Origin of the sequence: Aeromonas sp. R10-1 (assembly GCF_040908465.1) — a bacterium.
Taxonomy (GTDB): Bacteria; Pseudomonadota; Gammaproteobacteria; order Enterobacterales; family Aeromonadaceae; genus Aeromonas; species Aeromonas caviae.
The window spans coordinates 111,124-129,717 of sequence record NZ_JBFODT010000022.1 but is presented as its reverse complement, the minus strand read 5'-3'; the positions used below and the strand labels follow the sequence as shown (position 1 = coordinate 129,717).

Genomic DNA, 18,594 nt, shown 5'->3' with positions numbered 1-18,594 from the left:
TTCCATGCTGACACCCGCAGGCACCACAAGGCCGCCCGAAGGCGGCCTGTCACTTACCCCTGATAGGCACCGGCGGAGTAGGTCAGCTCATAGCTGTGGCTGTAGATCTCGATGATGTTGCCGAAGGGATCTTCCATGTAGACCATGCGGTAGGGCTTCTCGCCCGGATAGTACTCGCGCACCGGCATCCGCTGCTTGCCACCCGCTGCGACGATGCGCGCCGCCAGCCCCTCGACATCCGGATCCTGCACGCTGAAGTGGAACACCCCGGTCTTCCAGAATTCGAAGTTGTTTTCGCGCTGCTCGCTGTTGGGGAACTCGAACAGCTCGATGCCGATCTTGTCGCCGGTGGAGAGATGAGCGATGCGGAAAGAGCCCCAGCCCGGGCCAAATACGTCGTTGCACATCACGCCGATGGCGGAGTCATCCTCGGTGATGGTGGTCGCCGGCATGATGAGATACCAGCCCATCACCTTGGTATAGAACTCGACTGCCTTGTCGAGGTCAGTCACCGTGATGCCGATGTGGGAGAAGTTGCGCGGGTAAGTCATAAGTCACCTTGAAATTGTGTGTGGGAAACAGGTGACATGATAGGAAGAGACGCCATAATGAAAAATAAGGTCAAACTAATGGAATACATAAATTAAATTTATGGTTAATCCACTCTGGCTCCACACCCTGGTGGTGGTGCATGAAACCGGCAGTTTTACCCGTGCCGCCGATCGGCTGGATCTCACTCAGGCCGCCGTCAGTCAGCATATCTCGCGCCTCGAGGCCGAATTCGGCCCCCTGCTGCTACGCAAGCCCCGTCAGCTGGAGCTCACCCCGCGCGGGCTGGTGCTGCTCGACTTCGCCCGCCAGCAGGCGCAGGCCGCAGAACAGCTGCGAGCCCGTCTCTCTGATGACGACCCTCACCGCGGCGCCATCACCCTCACCACCCCCGGCAGCATTGGCCTGCTGCTCTATCCCCTGCTGCTCGATCAGCAACAGGAGCATCCCGGACTCACCATCCAGCACCGCTTTGCCCCCACCCCCGACATAGTGCAGGCGGTACTGGCGGGGCGCAGCGATCTGGGACTGGTGGATCAACCGCCGGAGCACCCCAGCATAGCCGCCGAGCCCTTCGCCCGCGAACCCCTCTGTCTGGTAGTACCCAACGACGGCGAGGAGCCGAGCTGGCAGCACCTCTGTCAGCTCGGCTTTATTGACCACCCGGATGGCCGCAGCATGGCTCAGCGCCTGCTGGGACGACGCTATCCCGGCCAGCGCTTCGGCGAGATCCCGCTGCGCGGCTTTACCAACCAGATCGGCCTGATCCTGGAGCCAGTCGCCCGCGGCCTCGGCTTTACCGTGCTGCCCCGCTTCGCCGTCACCGCCTTTGCCCAACAGGAGCAGATCCGGGTGATCCAGAGCAGCATTGAGGTGATCGACACCCTCTGGCTGATCTACCGCGCCGAGTGGCCGCTCCCCGCCCGCCACCAGCGGCTGGTGGAAACCCTCAAGACGCAGGTCGGCGCCATCTGATGGACAAACAACAAGGCCGCCTCAAGGGCGGCCTTTTACTGTCCGGCGGCTGGGTTATTTGACCCGCGCCAGCGCCGTGTTGATCCTCAGGTTGGTCGCCTCCAGCCCCGGCTGCTGGCCGTAGAAGTCGAACGCCAGCTCGACCCCGGGGCGAAACAGCAGGCAGTGGGTGGAGCCGCCGAAGTGGAACATGCCGAGCTGCTCCCCCTTCGCGATCCGCTGCCCCGGCTGCACCGTCACCTCGCAGCTCGACACCTCCGCCATGCCCACCGGCACCACGCACATCAGGCCGATTTTGGGGTTGTCCGCCTCGATGAAGATGAGTGCCCGGGTCGCCACCGCGGTGAGGAAGGGCTGGGACTGGTTCGGGGCGCTGGGGTCGGGCCCCGCCGGGCTGTCGAAACCCTGGTGGCGGTTGGCCAGGTAGTAGCTGCCGTTGACCACCTTGACCGAGCGCACCGTGCCGCTCACCGGGCTGTGCCAGCGGTGATAGCTGAGGGCGCTGAGGAAGGCCTGATAGAGGGTGCCCCCCTCGAACGCGGCGGCGCGCGGGTCGAAGTCCAGCAGGTTGTCCAGGGAATAGGGCTGCCCCTTGAGCCAGAAGGCGTCCTGCCGCCTTACCCCGGTCACCACCTGCAGCGGGGCCGACTCGCAGGCGTTGGCGATCACGCTGTCATCGTCCGGGGCCGTCACCGGCCGCACGCCGGGGCAGAAGCGGCGGGTGAAGAAGTCGTCCCAGCTGGCGAAGCCCTCGTATTCCTCTCCCGGCGCGGTGTGGAAGATCCCCTCGAAGCGCTCTGGGGTGGGGTTGTCGCCGGCCCCGAGCGCCCCCTGCGCCACCCGGACCATCTCCTCCTTCGCCACGTCACCCAGCCAAGGGACGATCAGGGTCTGGCGATCCAGGGGGCTCACCGACTCCGTCAGCACATAACGGGACGCGGGACTTTGCAGGAAGTCGGCCCAGTAGCCGAGGATCTTGCGCAGTTGCTGGTTCACCAGCGCATTGGCAAAGAAGTCATACCCGGCGGCCGTCGCCATGGGCCAGTTGAGCAGGGCATTGATGGGGAATCCGATCAGCCCGGCAGGCTCCTGGGTCTGCACATCCTGATAGGCTTCCGGGGCCGTGGTCATGATGCCGTTGAGCAGCTGCAGGAACTCATCGAAGCTGCGCACCTGGACCTGACCGAGCGGCGTGCTGTGCTCGTGCTGCCACGCCTCGTCAAACATCCCCTGGGCCTGCTGATGCAGGAGAGGATCCTGCTCCACCAGCGCCTTCAATCCGGCGATCGGGGCCACCAGCGGGCGAGGCTGGCGGGTGACCGCCTGACGCAGCCGCTGTACCCAGCGCGCCACATGGGCCTGATCCCGGGGGACCCAGCCACCGGCATGGGCATGGGGGTGACGCGTATCCACTGCCTTGTTCATCGCTCTCTCCTTGTTGAAGCGCCTTGAGCCCGCCGGATGCGATGCGCCTGAGGGCGCCATCTGGCAGGAAGCAAGGTGTAGCACAGGGGAAAAGCGGCCTCCATTGACAGAAATGGCAGCGGCGAAGCGGGGAAAAAGAGGCTAACGGAGGCGGTGGCAAACGCCGGAAATGCGAAAGGCCAGCTCAATGAGCTGGCCTTTCTGAAAAATGGCAGGGGCGGCAGGACTCGAACCCGCAACCATCGGTTTTGGAGACCGCTGTTCTACCAATTGGAACTACGCCCCTGCAACAAACGAGGCGTAGTATACAAAGCGGAGGTCAAAGGTAAAGGCTTTTTTTCTCACTTTCGATGCGATCGAACAAATGACGAGCAGATCCCCGCAATTCCAACAAGGAGCGGGGGTAAGCTGCTGTATTTGCAGCCCCGACGGGGTAGGAATGGGACACAAATGGGGGTAGGGTGAAACCAGGCTCAGGGAGGCTGCCCATGCTCAATTACCGACTGCTGCAACAGCTTGCGCCCCTCAACTTCCGGGATGAGCGCAAGACGGAGACCCTGGCCGACTATCTGGACAGAGTCTCTCCCCTGGTGCCCTCCATTCCCTCCAATGTGCTCGCCCAGTGGATTTACCGCCATTGGCGCGGTTTTGAATCCAACTGGAGCTTTATCGATCTCGCCAGCCACCAGTTCGAGTGCGAGCACTGGCCCACCGCGCAGATTATCGAGCAGATAGACTCCCGCCACATGGAGGTGATCGATCGCTGGGGCGAGATGCTGCGCAGCAACCGCTACGTGCGCCGCTCCTGGCTCGGCGATGACATGCTGCGCCGGGGCACCTGGTCCGAGCCTGTCATCGTCCTCGCCACCGCCCCGGGCACCTGCTACCCGGACGGTCACCCCCTGCCCCATCCCTACTGCCTGCTGGAGGGGCACCACAGGCTCGGCTACCTGCGCAGCATGGCCGCCGATGGCGCCCCCTTGCAGGCGCAGCACGCACTCTGGATTTGTCGACCCGTTCGCGACACTTAAACGTTTTTCCGGCCAAATCCTGCCTCTGAAATAAATTTTTGACAATTCAAAAACCAGCCCTATAATCGGTGCGGTTTTGAAAAAGGTCGGGACAGGACGATGCCGTTTTTGATGAAAAAAGCAGCCTTGCAGACGGGTGGAGCGCACCAGAGCGGCCCCGTTGTTTCCGGTTCCCGTCCCACAGATCCCCCGTTTTTTTTGAAAAGAGCCCCTGTTTCAGGGGCTTTTTTTTGTGCCGGAAAAACCTTCATTGATGCCAAAGGGAATGCAGACGATGACCAATCCACTCTATAACAAACACGTCATCTCCATCTCGGATCTGACCCGGTCCGACATGGAACTGGTGGTCGCCACCGCACAGCGGTTGAAGGCCGAACCCGACAGCCGCCTGCTGAAAGACAAGCTGGTCGCCAGTTGCTTCTTCGAAGCCTCCACCCGCACCCGTCTCTCCTTCGAGACCGCGGTCCAGCGCCTGGGCGGCAACATCATCGGCTTCGCCGACGGCGGCAACACCAGCGCCAAGAAGGGCGAGACTCTGGCCGACTCCATCAAGATCATCAGCTCCTACACCGATGCGGTGGTGATGCGCCACCCGAAGGAAGGGGCAGCCCGTCTGGCCTCCGAGTTCTCCCGGGTGCCGGTCATCAACGGCGGTGACGGCTCCAACCAGCATCCCACCCAGACCCTGCTCGACCTCTTCTCCATCCACGAGACCCAAGGCAAGCTGGACGGCCTCAACGTCGCCTTCGTCGGTGACCTGAAGTACGGCCGCACCGTCCACTCCCTGGCCCAGGCCCTGAGCCTGTTCAACTGCCGCTTCTTCTTCATCTCCCCGGAGGCGCTGGCCATGCCGGACTACCTCTGCGAGGAGCTGGAAGAGAAAGGCATCCGCTTCAGCGTGCACGAGACCATGGAAGAGGTGATGCCGGAGCTCGACATCCTCTACATGACCCGCGTCCAGAAGGAGCGCTTCGACGAGACCGAGTACAAGCACATGGCCGCCAAGTTCGTGCTGGAGCTGGCGACTCTGGAAGGGGCCAAGCCCACCATGAAGATCCTCCATCCCCTGCCCCGGGTTGACGAGATCGAGGTCGCCGTCGACAAGACCCCCCACGCCTACTACTTCCAGCAGGCGGAGAACGGGGTCTATGCCCGCCAGGCACTGCTGGCACTGGTACTGAACGAAACCGTCTAAGGGAAAGGGGAACATCATGTCCGAGAAGAACCAACTGCAAGTCGAAGCCATCCGTCACGGCTCCGTCATCGACCACGTCCCCGCCGGCCAGGGCATCAAGATCCTCAAGCTATTCCAGCTGATCGAGACCCAGGAGCGGATCACCGTCGGCTTCAACCTCAAATCCGGCGCCCTCGGCAAGAAGGATCTCATCAAGATCGAGAACACCCGTCTGACCGAGCAGCAGGCCAACCAGCTCGCCCTGTTCGCCCCCAAGGCCACCGTCAACATCATCGAAGACTTCGTGGTGGTGAAGAAGCACCAACTGGCGCTGCCGGAGTTCATCGAAGGGGTCTTCCACTGCCCCAACTCCAACTGCATCTCCCACAACGAACCGGTGGAGAGCTACTTCCGGGTGCGCGAGGTGAAAGGGGCGGTGCGGATGAAGTGCAAATACTGCGAGAAGTCCTTCACCCAGGACATCGTCAGCGAACGCTACTGATTTCCTGCCGACAAAAGATTTCCATGTGGGCCCCATTGGGCCCATTTTTGAACCCTGTCACATCACTTATTCCCCCTTTGGTTATAATTTGCCATCCCGTAATGGATATACCTCGCTCATCCCCTGCTTGAGTGCTCCTCATTAGTGTTTTTCGCTATGAAAAGCCGGAACGACAGACTGGGCGAGACCGCCATCGCTCATCGCCAAAGGAAGTCGCCATGGTCAACACCCTCAGCCGCCCAGCAGAACCGGAGTCAGATCTGGCTCAGCTCGACGCCTGCCGCCAGATCATCGGCCAGCACTGCTACAGCACCCAGGAGGAGATCCGCCGCGAGCTCTCCGCCCGCGGTTTTGCGGACATCAGCCAGTCCACTATCTCCCGCCTGCTGCGCCGTCTCGGGGTCGCCAAGGCCCAGAACGCCAACGGCAAGAAGGTCTACACCCTGGTGGACGAGCAGCTGGAGCCCGCCGGCAGCACCCGCTCCATCCATGACATGGTGCGCGCCGTGGTCCACAACCAGCAGATGGTGCTGGTGCATACCACCCCGGGGGCCGCTACCGTGGTGGCTCGCCTGCTGGATCGCAACGCCAATCCCGAGATCCTGGGGGCCGTGGCCGGCAACGACGTGGTACTGATCGCCCCGCGCCACATCAGCCGAACCCGCCAGGCTCACGCCGCCGTGGTGCGCACCCTGGAAAACGCCCGCTGACCCCTGCTGGATGCCAGAAGGCGACCCCGGGGTCGCCTTTTTGTTGCCCGCGCGGCAAGGAGCCAGGCCACGGGAGAGCCTGGGCGCCCTGCCTTGCCAGCCACAAAAAACGGGAGCCCCAGGCTCCCGTTGTTGTCCCTATGTCTGTCGGCATTCATGCCAGCACGGCGCCCAGGCTCAGGCAGAGCACGATCAGCACGGTCAGCATGCCGAGCAGCGGGGCCACCCACTTCAGCCAGCGCACATAGGGCACCTTGGCAATGGCCAGCCCCCCCATGACCACGGCGGAGGTCGGGGTCACCAGGTTCACCAGCCCGGAGGCGGACTGGTAGGCGGTGACCACCAGCTCGCGGCCCACGTTGGCGAAGTCGGCGAGCGGCGCCATGATCGGCATGGTCAGCACCGCCAGACCGGAGGAAGAGGGCACCAGGAAGGAGAGCACCACTTCCAGCACGAACATCACGTTGATGAACACTACGGTGGAGAGGCCGGTCACTATCCCCTCTGCACTGTGCAAGATGGTGTGGGTGATCATGCCGTTGTCCATCACCACCACGATACCGCGGGCGATACCGATAATGAGGGCCACTCCGAGCAGGTCACGAGCGCCGTCGATGAAGTTGGAGGTCAGCTCTTCTTCGCTCATGCGGGAGATGACACCGACGATGATGGCGGCAGCCAGGAACACGCCGGAGATCTGCGCCATCCACCAGCCCAGCACGGCCACCCCGTAGATCATCACGGCAAAGGCGGCGACGAAGATACCCAGCACGATCTTGCGGGTGGTGGTGAACTCCAGCATCTGGTCGCTCTTGTTGCCAAGGAAGTGGGCACGGTTCTCTTCCCACTTGTCGGCCACCAGGGACTTGCTGGGATCGCTTCGCACCATCTTGGCGTAACGCATCACATAGGCCACGCAGATCAGCCAGCCGGCCACCAGCATGGCGACCCGCAGCCAGATGCCGTCGGTGAAGGAGATGCCGGCCGCGTTGGCGGCGATCACGGTGGCGAACGGGTTGATGGTGGAGCCCAGGGTACCGATACCGGCTCCCAGCAGCACGGTCGCGGCAGCCACGACAGGGTCGAAGCGGGCGGCCATCATCACCGGCACCAGCAGGGTGTAGAACGGCAGGGACTCTTCCGCCATGCCGTAGATGGTGCCCCCTGCGGCGAACAGCGCCATCAGAATGGGGATCATCCACTCTTCACGGCCACGCAGGCGATCGGTGACGCGCTCGATACCGGCATCGATGGCACCTGTCTTGGTCACTATGCCAAGGAAGCCACCGATGATCAGGATGAAGAGGGAGACGTCGATGGCGCCAGCCTCGTAGGTGTCGTGGTTGTAGAGACCGTCGATGGGTGCCAGCAGCACGTCGACGATCCCCTGGGGATTGGCATCCACCAGTTTGTAGGTACCGGCCACCGGCACTTCCTTGCCGAGGGCCTCGTTCATGGTCATCTCGTATTTGCCGGCCGGCACTATCCAGCTCAGGGCGGCCACCAGGGCGATCAGCACAAACAGTATCGTGTAGGCTGACGGGAACTTGAATTTGGTCATGGTCCAGCTTCCTTCTGTGGGTGTGGTATCCATGCAGGCTGCGGGTCGTAGGGTTGGAGGTATTATGCCGCTGTCACATGGTTGAAAAGCCGGGGGTCACCCCCCGGCACCACTACTGCGACCTCAGTCGCCCAGCGTAGCCACCATCACTGCCTTGATGGTGTGCATCCGGTTTTCCGCCTCGTCGAACACGATGCTGTGCTCGGATTCGAACACGTCCTCGGTCACTTCCAGGCCCTTCATGCCATATTTGTCGGCCACTTCCTTGCCCATGGTGGTCTCGTCGTTGTGGAACGCCGGCAAGCAGTGCATGAACTTCACATCCGGGTTCTTGGTCGAGTTGATGACGTCCATGTTGACCTGATACGGGGTCATCAGTTTGACCCGTTGATCCCAGGCTTCCTTCGCTTCGCCCATGGAGACCCAGACGTCGGTGTAGAGGAAGTCGGCACCCAGCACACCCTCTTTCACGTCTTCGGTCAGGTGGATGCGCGCACCGGTCTCTTCGGCGATGAGGCGGCAGGTGGCAACCAGCTCCTCTTCCGGCCAGAAGGCTTTCGGCGCCACCAGGCGGATGTCCATGCCCATCTTGGCGGCACCCACCATCAGGGAGTTGCCCATGTTGTTGCGGGCGTCACCCAGGTAGGCGAACTTGATCTGATCCAGACGTTTGCCCTTGCCGTGCTCCAGCATGGTCATGAAGTCCGCCAGGATCTGGGTCGGGTGGAATTCGTTGGTCAGGCCGTTCCAGACCGGTACACCGGCGTGGGCCCCCAGCTCTTCGACGATCTCCTGGCCGTAGCCGCGGTATTCGATGCCGTCATACATGCGGCCCAGCACCCGGGCAGTGTCTTTCATGGACTCCTTGTGACCGATCTGGGAACCGCTCGGGCCGAGGTAGGAGACCTGGGCGCCCTGGTCGAAGGCCGCCACTTCAAACGCACAGCGGGTACGGGTGGAGGTCTTCTCGAAAATCAGGGCAATGTTCTTGCCGACCAGATGCTTGCGCTCATAGCCACCGTATTTGGCTTTCTTCAGGTCGATGGCCAGATCGATCATGTATTGGATTTCGCGAGGGGTGAAGTCCAGCAGTTTCAGGAAGTTACGGTTACGCAGATTAAAAGCCATGATGAGTTCTCTCTATATTTGTTCAGACCAATTTGGCAGTGTCATTGACTACGCAGTTGTTCAGACCAGAGCCTTGGCTCAGGCATTGACGGTATTGGTGGCGACGATGTTGGTGCCGGCTTCCCCCTTGAGGATGGCGAGGCCATCTTCCAGGGAGCCGATGCCGACCATGCCGCCGGTCGCCTTGACGAATTCACAGGAGGCTTCGACCTTGGGCCCCATGGAGCCTGCATCGAACTTGACCCCGGCCAGCTCGTCCGGGCTGGTGATCCGCAGCGGACGCTGGGTCGGCTTGCCCCAATCCAGATAGACGGCATCGGCATCGGTCAGGATCAGCAGGGCGTCGGCCTTGATCTGCTTGGCCAGGTAGGCGGCAGACATGTCCTTGTCGATGACGGCCTCGATGCCGGTCAGGCTCTGGCCATCCCAGGTCACCGGGATGCCGCCACCACCGGTACAGATGATGAGGTGACCCTGGGCGATCAGGGTTTCGATGGCGTCGCCTTCGACGATGCGTTGGGGCAGCGGGGACGGCACCACGCGGCGGAAGAACTTGCCGTCTGCCTTGACCACCCAGTGCTTCTCTTCTGCCAGGGTGCGGGCTTCCGCCTCTTCGTAGACGGGGCCGATAAATTTGGTCGGATTGGCAAACGCCGGATCCTGGGGATCAACCTGCACCTGGGTCAGCAGCGCGGTGACGTTGCGGCTCGGCATCAGGTTCTTCAACTCCTGGATCAGCATGTAGCCGATCATACCCTGGGACTCGGCACCCAGCACATCCAGGGGATAGGGGGAGACCTTGGTGTAGGCGCTGTTCTGCAAGGCCAGCAGGCCGACTTGCGGGCCGTTGCCGTGTACCAGCACCACGTTGTAATCCTCGGCGATGCGGGCGATGGTCTTGGCGGCGGTGGCGATGTTCTTGCGCTGGATGTCGGCTTCCAGAGGTTCACCGCGGCGGAGCAGGGCATTGCCCCCCAGGGCGACGACGACAGTTGGTTTTTTCATGAGTGTTACTCTCGAGTCTTGGTATCTGTGGCGCCGGCCTCTTGCCGGCGCCACGCCGTCTTGTTAGATGCCGTCGCGTTCCATCGGGCAGCTCATGCAGCGGGCGCCGCCGCGACCACGTCCCAGCTCTTCACCCGGGATGGGCAGCACTGTGATGCCTGCCTTGTCGTACTTCTCGTTGGTGTAGGTATTGCGCTCGTAACCCACCACCACGCCGGGACGCACGGTCAGCACGTTGTTGGCATCGTTCCACTGCTCGCGCTCGGCCTCGAAGCTGTCGCCGCCAGTGGTGATGAGCCTGAGCTGATCCACCCCCAGCGCCTTCTCGATCGCGGTCACGAAGTAACCCTCTTCCTTGATGTTCATCCCGGTGGCACCTCCCGGGGTCAGGCTCCAGCAGTTCACATCCTTGCGGATGACTTCCGGATAGACGGAGAAGGTGTCGACATCCATGTGGGTCATGACGGTGTCGAGGTGCATGCAGCTGCGGTGTTTCGGCAGCTCCATGGCGATGACCTGTTTCGCCTGACCGTGCTTGAACAGGCTGCGGGCCAGGTGCTCCACCCCTTGCGGCGTAGTGCGCTCGGACATGCCGATGAGCACGGCGCCACGGCCGATGACCAGGACGTCGCCCCCTTCGATGGTGGAGTTGTCGTAGTCGCGCTCCTCGTCACCGAAGTACTTGATGAACTCCTGACCGGCAAACTGCGGGTGCCAGCGGTAGATGGCCTTCACGTGGTTGGTCTCGCGACGACGGGCGGCCTTGGCCATGGGGTTGATGGAGACGCCGCCATAGACCCAGCAGGAGGTGTCGCGGGTGAAGAGGTGATTGGGCAGCGGTTCGATGATGAAATCGGTCGGTGCATGCATGCCGACCACCATGTTGACGCCGCTGTAGGGCATCTCGGAGTAGGTCAGGCCGCCGGAGAGGATGCGGGCCAGCTCGCGGTGAGGCATGTCCGCCAGGAAGCAGCGCACGTCGTTGGCCAGGGCAGTGCCGAGGCGATAGTCGGAGACCTGGTGTTGCAGCAGCCAGGCTTTGGCTTCCGGCACGTCCAGGGTTTCCGCCAGCAGATTGGTCAGGAGGAAGACTTCGACATTCTGATCGCGCAGTACCTGAGCGAATTTGTCGTGCTCCTGACCGGCACGTTCCACGGACAGGACGTCGTCAAACAGCAGATCCTGGCAGTTGGAAGGGGTCAGACGCTTCAGACTGAGGTTGGGGCGGTGCAACATGACACGGCGCAACTGGCCAACTTCAGAACCTACATAAAATTTGCTCATGATGATATTCCGTCTAGCAGTGGTCCCTGCGAGTGATTGAATAGATTCCTTCTATTCAGGCTCGTGGCTAAGGCGGGATATTCTTTATGTAGGGTACTCGACTTGTGTTCTATCCTGCCCTTGCCTTTCGACGCAGAGATTAGGTCTGGCAACTCCACCAAACTTGGACATTGATCACATTCACCCTAGACTGCATAAATTCAGAAGTTAATTTATGATGGAGTTTACATATCTGACATTTCCCTCACCCGCCATCCGGCATAAATACGCAATAAAGCCCCAATATATTCCACAAAGAACGCAATTCCATTCACCCATGATATCCAAAAATGGATAGCCACCAATAAAAAACATCAAATAAATCATTATATTAAAATCAAAACGCTCATTTTTTGAATAAACTTCACCCACCTTTGAATTTATCCTCGCTTGTCATCCCGTTTGCTCTCGCATAAATAATCACCTGCTCCTTTATCGTTGAATAATCCATCTCTTGTCCCAGATCATGGCGGCCCGCCCGGGCCAGATGGCTAGCCTCATCGCCAAGTCGTGTGCACTATCTCTTTTATATGGATATGCATTTTGCACGCATCCTGATGGCGCCTTTTTCACCGACCGGAGTGCAACCGGGATTCAAAGTTTTTTCATTAGTTGAATTTTTTCAGTCACCTTGCGCCGATTTCGGGTTCGCCTTAACTCAAAAAGTGATGCTTGTCACATTCGTTCCCGTCACCAAGGAGATAACCATGAAGATCCCGTCGCTGTTTCTGCTCGTCGCCCTGGTCCTGCCCATGACACCGGCCCTGGTGCATGCCCAGGGAGCCCCCGCCATGCCGCTGGTGGTCTGTCACGTTGACCAGGCACCCCAGATGCTGGTCCCCGCCTACCTATGCCAATGGCACGGTGGCAGCCAGCATCCCTGACCCTCTCGCCCAAGGGGAGGCGATCTCCTCTTGGGTCATCTCAGCTTTCCCTCCTTTATCTCCTGAATGGGATCCGGACCACGCCACCTGCATCATGCCCGTTGCCCTCCTCCACCCTCATCTGCGATCGACACTGACCGGCCTCCCCGGATTCTGAACCGCAGTTAAACGCCTTGTGAGATATTCGCCATCGACTGCGTAAGCAAAGTGCCAACAAAATTCTCGCCATAGTCGGAAGATGCGCGTGAAAAAACAGCATGATAGATCATTAACATCATGATTTTAAAAAAGATAACTTCATTATCCTTTCGCGGGAAACCAGTTTGAATAAAACGTTTTTCAGCATGTCATTGTCGCCCTGCGCGAAATCCTTATAGTTACTCCTGCACGGACGCAATGAAGTCGGTCAGGAAGACTGGCTGCCAGGGTTGGGCAAATGGACTCACCACAGGATGTGGTAAAGGACACCTCCCAGGACGGAGAAAGTGCGACGGGAACGGATGACTCGTCAGGCCATGATGGCTAAAGGACACCCCAAAGGATTGGGAAGGGGAAACCTAAAGGAAGAGGTATAGTCAGGGATTGCAGGGAGCAACTTCGTTCAAGGATATGAGCGATAAGACTATCGGGGGCGACGCAAGTCGCCCCCATCTTTTTTGGGTATTTTTCACGTCTGCCCGCTGATGAGTCACCCCGGCCACGGCATTGCTGGCCAGGGTACCCGGGACTCGCCCAGCCGGCGCTATTCCAGCCGGAAGTGCCCCACTATCTCCCGCAGCCTGTCATAGGTGCGCTGCATGGCGTTTGAGCTGTCCACGGTGCGCTCGCCATTCCCCTTGAGCTGGGTGATCACCTCGGCGATGGCACTCATGTTGCGATTGATCTCCTCGGCAACGGCACTCTGCTCCTCCGCGGCCGTGGCGATATGGCTGATGAGATCGTTGATCTCCACCACTTCTCCCGCCATCAGATCCAGTGACGCATTCACCTTGCTGGTGTTTTCCGCCGCATCCTGGCAACTCTGCCGGGTGTTGCCCATGGCGGCCACCACGGTCTGGGTACCCCGTTGCAGCCGGGTCAGCATGGTCTGGATCTCGGCAGTGCTCTTCTGGGTGCGTCCCGCCAGAGAGCGCACTTCGTCCGCCACCACCGCAAACCCCCGCCCCTGCTCACCAGCCCGGGCCGCCTCGATGGCGGCGTTGAGGGCCAGCAGGTTGGTCTGCTCTGCGATGCCACCGATGACCCCGAGAATCGAGCCTATCTGCTGCACATCCTGCTGCATGGCTTCGATGGAGTGTGCCGTGGTCTCCACCTCCGTCACCAGCGCAGTGACGCTGGCCATGGCCTGATCCACCACCTGACGCGACTGGTTGGCCAGTTGCTGGCTCTGGCCGGTCAGCTGGGCAGTATTGGCCGCGCTCTCCGATACCGAGACGGCAGTACGGCTCATCTCGTTGATGGCGGTGACTACCTGTTCGGTCTCCCGCACATGCTCGGCCAGCAGGCCCTGGGCCGACCCCGTCTGCCTCGCCAATGCCGATATCCCTTCATTGAGCTGGCCGCTCGCTTGTCTCACCTCCCCCATCATGCTCTGCAACTGCTCGATGAAACGGTTGATGCCCGCCGAGATCTGGCCGAGATCATCCTTGCTGGTCACCGTGAGCCGGCGGGTCAGATCCCCATTGCCCTGAGAGAGCTCCTGCACCAGGTCGCGCAAGGAGAGGATGGGTCTATAGGCCAGATTGAGGGCCACCATGGAGAGGGCCAGTACCAGCGCCGCCACCCCGAGCAGGGCCAGGGTGATCTTCCCGTTGAGCGCCTGGGTCATGGCCCGGATATAGTCGAGATCCACATAACCGGTCAGGGTCCACTCGCTGCCGCGAATATCCAGCTTGTTGGGGCGACTCTCGCTCTCTCCCTGGGGCTTGCTGCTGTAGAGCACCTGTCCCTGACTGTCGGTGAGGGAGAAGTAACGCCCTTCCCCGCTTACCTTGGTCAGCAGCGTCTTGAACTCGCTCATGTCGAGGTAGTAGAGGTAGGCGGAGTCTGCACCGCGCGGCACCAGGATGGAGATGACGGGTTTGCCGTCCAGCTGCTCCAGCGGGCTGACGGTGATCTGGTTGTTGGCGGCGGGGATCAGCTTGCGCAGGGCGTCAACCCTGGCCTTGTCGTCGATGACCCCGTTCGCGTCGAATGCCATGTCGCCAATGAGCTTGACGATGTTGTGAAAGCCGGTCTCCTGCAGCGCCTTCTTGACGCTGGTCACCCCGAGGTTCAGGTTGGCGGCCAGCAGCACCTTCTGGTTGATGTCACCCGCCAGCTTCTCCCTGACCAGGGTGATCTGCTCGTTGATGTTCTGGGTGGCCTGGGTGCGGATGTAGCCGCTGATGAAATGGTTGACGCTGAACCAGGCGGTACCGATGGTGACCAGAATGGCGAGCAACAACAGCACGTTGATTTTGACTTTGAATGCCATGGTATGGGTCCCTCCAAAGAGAAAGGGCCGGGATGACCCGGCCCTCCCTGCCAATGCTTACTTCTTCTTGGCGTACTTCATGGAGTCCAGGGCTACCGCCAGGATGATGATGCCGCCCTTGATGATGAACTGCCAGTAAGGGCTGACACCGATGTAGGTCAAACCATAGTTGATCAGCGTGAAGATAAGTACGCCGGTGATCACACCCGCGACAGTTCCCACACCGCCGGCAAACGAAACGCCCCCCACCACGCAGGCCGCGATGGCATCCAGCTCATACATGAAGCCGAGGTTGTTGGTGGCACTGCCGATCCGCCCCGCTTCCAGCATGCCGCCGAAGGCGTAGAAGACACCGGCCAGGGCATAAATGACCACCAGGTTGACGGCGACGTTGACGCCGGACACCTTGGCCGCTTCCGGGTTGCCACCGATGGCGAAGATGTTCTTGCCAAAGCGGGTCTTGTTCCACAGCACCCAGACGAAGACGCTGGCGATGGCCGCATAGAAGGTCAGGTACGAGAGCTTGAACCCGCCAATCCGGATGAAGCCCTGCGCAAAGTTGGAGAAGCGAGGATCAAACCCGGCTACCGGGGAAGCCCCCACGGAGTCAAAATAGAGGGAGTTGATGCCGTAGACGATGATCATGGTGCCCAGGGTGGTGATGAAGGGCGTCACGTTCAGGTAGGCGACGATAAGGCCGTTGACCAGACCAATCAGGGCCCCCACCACGCACACCAGCAGGATCACCGCCGGAATGGGCACCTCCCCCAGGGTGGGGAAGACCTTGTTCACGTTGGTCAGGGCCTGCAGCATGGTGGCCGCGATCAGCGCCGCCAGACCGACCTGACGACCGGCCGACAGGTCAGTACCCTGGGTGATGATGATGCCCGCCACCCCGAGGGCAATGATGACCCGTACCGAGGACTGGGTCAGGATGTTGCTGAGGTTGGTGAGGCTGAGGAAGGAGGGCTCCTTGATCACGATGATCATGAGCAACACCAGCAACACCACATAGATGCCGTTCTCTTTGAGCGCCTGCATCAGATTGAAATTTTTAGCCGACTCCATAATGTCTTCCTGTCTTTATAGGTACAGAGATGCCAGGCGCAGGATCTCGCTCTGGTCAGTTTCTTTGGTGTTGACGATCCCCGCGACCCGGCCATTGCTCATGACCATGATGCGGTCCGTGATGCCGAGCAGTTCCGGCATTTCGGAGGAGATGATGACGATGCCCTTGTCCTTCTTCGCCAGCTCCAGGATGAGCTGGTAGATCTCGAACTTGGCGCCGACGTCGATACCCCGGGTCGGTTCATCCAGCATCAGGATCTCGGGCTGGGTCAGCAGCCAGCGACCGATGATCACCTTCTGCTGGTTGCCACCGGAGAGGGAGCCGATCTGGGTCTGCTGGGTCGGTGTCTTGACCCGCATGGAGTCGATGACCCACTGGGTATCGCTCTTCATCTTGTTGTCGCTGAGCAGCCCCATGGATCCCTTGTAGTTGTCCATGTTGGCGATCAGGGAGTTGAAGGCGATGTCGAGGCGTGAATAGATCCCGGTGGAGCGGCGCTCCTCGGTCACCAGGGCGAAGCCGTTCTGGATCGCCTCGTGGGCGTTGTGGTTCGCCACCTCTTTGCCGTGCAGCTTGATGGTCCCTTCGCTGCGATCGCGGATGCCGAACAGGGTCTCCACGATATCGGTGCGCTTGGCCCCCACCAGACCGGCGATGCCGAGGATCTCCCCCTTGTGCAGGTTGAAGGTCACGTCCTTGATGGAAGGCTGGTTCTTGGCCGTCAGGTGCTCGACCTCGAGGATCACCTCTTTGGGCTGGTTGGTTTTTTCCGGGAAGCGCTGGGTGAGCTCGCGGCCGACCATCATGCCGATGATCTGATCCATGGTCATGCCCTTGAGGGGCTGGGTCGCCACCCACTGGCCATCCCGCAATATGGTGATCTCGTCACAGAGCTGGAAGATCTCTTCCATCTTGTGGGAGATGTAGACGATGCCGCACCCCTTCTCCTTGAGCTTGTTGATGATCTTGAAGAGGTGGTTGACCTCTTTCTCGGTCAGGGAGGAGGTGGGTTCGTCCATGATGACGATCTTGGCGTCATAGGAGAATGCCTTGGCAATCTCGATCATCTGCATCTGGGAAACCGACAGGGTGCCGACCTTGACCCTGGGGTCGATGTCGATGTCCAGCTCCTCGAAGATATGCTTGGTGTCCTGATACATCTTGCCGTGGTCGACAAACAGTCCCTTGGTGGGATAGCGGCCGAGCCACATGTTGTCCATCACGGTGCGTTGCAGTACCAGGTTCAGCTCCTGGTGCACCATGGAAACGCCATTCTCCAGCGCCTCTTTGGACGAGGTGAAGTTGATCTCCTGTCCCTTGAAGAAGATCTTGCCCTGATCCTTCTCGTAGATGCCGAACAGGCACTTGAGCAGCGTGGACTTCCCTGCGCCATTCTCGCCCATCAACGCATGCACAGAATGAGGACGGACCCGTAAATTGACATTATCGAGTGCCTTGACGCCAGGAAAGCTCTTACTGACGTCAATCATCTCCAACAGCCATTCTGATTGTTGCCGTGTTGTCATATCAGCCATCACATCTGGTTGAAAAGAGGGCAAGGGGATCTCCCTTGCCCTGAGGGGAGGAATTACTCGAATTGGGACAGGTTGTCTTTGTCTACGCCCACGTAGGCAACGCGGACGACCTTGTTGTCGATCTTCCAGTTGGTGCCTTCACCAGCCGGCTTGCCTTCGGCCAGGTTCTTGGTCAGCTCGAAGGTGGCCTTGGCCTGGTTGGCCGCATCGTTCAGCACGGTACCGGCCATGGCACCGCTCTTGACCATGGCCAGGGCTTCCGGCAGGGCGTCAACACCGAACACCGGGATGGCGGTCTTGCCCTGGGCCTTCAGGGACTCCACGGCGCCCATCGCCATGCCGTCGTTGTTGGCGATGACCACTTCGATCTTGTTGGCGTTCGGACCGGAGATCCAGGCGTCCATCTTGTCCTTGGCCATGGCGGTATCCCACATACCGGTATCCATGTGCAGTTGCTCGGTCTTGATGCCGCCATCGTTCAAGGTCTTGACGACGTAGGTGGTGCGGGCTTCCGCATCCGGGTGACCAGGCTCACCCTTGAGCAGCACGAACTGGATGACGCCATCCTTGTTCAGATCCCACTCGGGGTGCGCTTTCCAGTGCTTGGCGATCAGCTGGCCCTGAATGATTCCGGACTCCTTGGAGTCGGTGCCAACGTAGTAGGCCTTGTCATAGCTGGCCAGGTCAGCCGCGCTCGGTTCCTTGTTGTAGAAGACCACGGGGATCTCGTCCGCACGGGCTTTCTCAATCACGACAGGGGCCGCCGCCGGGTCAACCAGGTTGATGGCCAGGGCCTTCACGCCCTTGGCCAGCAGCACGTCGATCTGGTCGTTCTGCTTGGACTGGTCGTTCTGGGAGTCGTTCATCAGCAGTTCCACACCCGGGGTGGCCGCCGCTTCTTTCTCGATGGCCTTGCGCACCACGGCCATGAAGTTGTCGTCGTACTTGTAGACGGTGACCCCGATACGGGTATCGGCCTGGGCTTGGGCTCCCGCCATCAGTCCCATCAGCAAGGTGGCAACTGTCGTGAGTTTTTTCATTGTTATGCTCCGATTTCTATCTGTTTTTTGTAGGGAATGCTGTACACCGTTTGAGCTGGCGCCAGCCTAATGTAATCAGTTTGTTGTGAGGCGGTCTGTGATCCTGGCAACAAAATGAAAACGTTTACACTCTGTTACATAGCCGTAATATTGTTAAAAATTAAATAGTTACGTGAGAAACCGCCTTTGAGTCTCGCCATCTCGCGA

16 protein-coding genes and 1 tRNA gene are annotated in these 18,594 nt (G+C 60.2%); 6 read left to right on the top strand and 11 right to left on the bottom strand.

What is annotated here, in order from left to right; translation table 11 throughout:
* Positions 1-53: 53 nt before the first annotated feature.
* Positions 54-551 (bottom strand): lactoylglutathione lyase family protein, encoded by a 498-nt coding sequence (locus AB5Y93_RS10270; protein ID WP_041209527.1) that lies wholly within the window; start codon positions 549-551, stop codon positions 54-56.
* Between the two features lie 100 nt (positions 552-651).
* Between AB5Y93_RS10270 and AB5Y93_RS10265 the strand changes: the two genes are divergently transcribed.
* Complete coding sequence (locus AB5Y93_RS10265; RefSeq protein ID WP_049636044.1) at positions 652-1,524, top strand: LysR family transcriptional regulator; 873 nt, start codon at positions 652-654, stop codon at positions 1,522-1,524.
* A gap of 54 nt (positions 1,525-1,578) precedes the next feature.
* On the opposite strand, the gene AB5Y93_RS10260 is transcribed toward AB5Y93_RS10265, so the two are convergent.
* Positions 1,579-2,949, bottom strand: a complete 1,371-nt coding sequence (locus tag AB5Y93_RS10260) for a phosphatidylserine decarboxylase family protein (protein WP_368229280.1) — start codon at positions 2,947-2,949, stop codon at positions 1,579-1,581.
* Between the two features lie 209 nt (positions 2,950-3,158).
* Positions 3,159-3,235: transfer RNA gene (locus AB5Y93_RS10255), tRNA-Trp, on the bottom strand.
* Between the two features lie 202 nt (positions 3,236-3,437).
* Here AB5Y93_RS10255 and AB5Y93_RS10250 point away from each other — a divergent pair.
* The 4 genes from AB5Y93_RS10250 to AB5Y93_RS10235 all read left to right on the top strand — a co-directional run bounded on the left by AB5Y93_RS10250 (position 3,438) and on the right by AB5Y93_RS10235 (position 6,366).
* Complete coding sequence (locus AB5Y93_RS10250; RefSeq protein ID WP_039039632.1) at positions 3,438-3,980, top strand: hypothetical protein; 543 nt, start codon at positions 3,438-3,440, stop codon at positions 3,978-3,980.
* A 274-nt stretch (positions 3,981-4,254) separates the two neighbouring features.
* Positions 4,255-5,175 carry an aspartate carbamoyltransferase gene (gene pyrB / locus AB5Y93_RS10245; protein ID WP_010676005.1) on the top strand — a complete coding sequence of 307 codons (921 nt, stop codon included), beginning with the start codon at positions 4,255-4,257 and terminating at the stop codon, positions 5,173-5,175.
* A gap of 16 nt (positions 5,176-5,191) precedes the next feature.
* Positions 5,192-5,656 (top strand): aspartate carbamoyltransferase regulatory subunit, encoded by a 465-nt coding sequence (gene pyrI, locus AB5Y93_RS10240; RefSeq protein ID WP_010676006.1) that lies wholly within the window; start codon positions 5,192-5,194, stop codon positions 5,654-5,656.
* Positions 5,657-5,874: 218 nt separating this feature from the next.
* Complete coding sequence (locus AB5Y93_RS10235) at positions 5,875-6,366, top strand: arginine repressor (RefSeq protein WP_039039633.1); 492 nt, start codon at positions 5,875-5,877, stop codon at positions 6,364-6,366.
* A gap of 154 nt (positions 6,367-6,520) precedes the next feature.
* Here AB5Y93_RS10235 and AB5Y93_RS10230 read toward each other — a convergent pair whose 3' ends face one another.
* The 4 genes from AB5Y93_RS10230 to arcA all read right to left on the bottom strand — a co-directional run bounded on the left by AB5Y93_RS10230 (position 6,521) and on the right by arcA (position 11,344).
* A complete protein-coding gene (locus tag AB5Y93_RS10230; RefSeq protein ID WP_041214260.1) occupies positions 6,521-7,927 on the bottom strand; it encodes a YfcC family protein in 1,407 nt (468 codons plus the stop codon).
* Positions 7,928-8,050: 123 nt separating this feature from the next.
* Entirely contained in the window at positions 8,051-9,055 is a 1,005-nt protein-coding gene (argF, locus tag AB5Y93_RS10225) for an ornithine carbamoyltransferase (RefSeq protein WP_368229279.1), read from the bottom strand.
* Positions 9,056-9,133: 78 nt separating this feature from the next.
* The gene (gene arcC, locus AB5Y93_RS10220; protein WP_253583727.1) at positions 9,134-10,060 is read right to left on the bottom strand and encodes a carbamate kinase; all 927 of its coding nucleotides are present in this window, start codon (positions 10,058-10,060) and stop codon (positions 9,134-9,136) included.
* A 63-nt stretch (positions 10,061-10,123) separates the two neighbouring features.
* Positions 10,124-11,344, bottom strand: a complete 1,221-nt coding sequence (gene arcA, locus AB5Y93_RS10215) for an arginine deiminase (RefSeq protein ID WP_010676011.1) — start codon at positions 11,342-11,344, stop codon at positions 10,124-10,126.
* A gap of 746 nt (positions 11,345-12,090) precedes the next feature.
* Between arcA and AB5Y93_RS10210 the strand changes: the two genes are divergently transcribed.
* Positions 12,091-12,267, top strand: coding sequence for a hypothetical protein (locus AB5Y93_RS10210; protein ID WP_134997205.1), 177 nt, complete (start codon positions 12,091-12,093; stop codon positions 12,265-12,267).
* A 742-nt stretch (positions 12,268-13,009) separates the two neighbouring features.
* Here AB5Y93_RS10210 and AB5Y93_RS10205 read toward each other — a convergent pair.
* Genes AB5Y93_RS10205 through mglB form a run of 4 tightly spaced genes read right to left on the bottom strand, consistent with a single transcriptional unit; the run spans position 13,010 to position 18,387 of the window.
* A complete protein-coding gene (locus tag AB5Y93_RS10205) occupies positions 13,010-14,743 on the bottom strand; it encodes a methyl-accepting chemotaxis protein (protein ID WP_368229278.1) in 1,734 nt (577 codons plus the stop codon).
* Between the two features lie 57 nt (positions 14,744-14,800).
* Positions 14,801-15,811 (bottom strand): galactose/methyl galactoside ABC transporter permease MglC, encoded by a 1,011-nt coding sequence (gene mglC, locus AB5Y93_RS10200; protein WP_010676014.1) that lies wholly within the window; start codon positions 15,809-15,811, stop codon positions 14,801-14,803.
* A 15-nt stretch (positions 15,812-15,826) separates the two neighbouring features.
* The gene (gene mglA / locus AB5Y93_RS10195; RefSeq protein WP_010676015.1) at positions 15,827-17,347 is read right to left on the bottom strand and encodes a galactose/methyl galactoside ABC transporter ATP-binding protein MglA; all 1,521 of its coding nucleotides are present in this window, start codon (positions 17,345-17,347) and stop codon (positions 15,827-15,829) included.
* 53 nt (positions 17,348-17,400) lie between these two features.
* Positions 17,401-18,387, bottom strand: coding sequence for a galactose/glucose ABC transporter substrate-binding protein MglB (gene mglB / locus AB5Y93_RS10190; protein ID WP_010676016.1), 987 nt, complete (start codon positions 18,385-18,387; stop codon positions 17,401-17,403).
* Between the last annotated feature and the right edge of the window lie 207 nt (positions 18,388-18,594).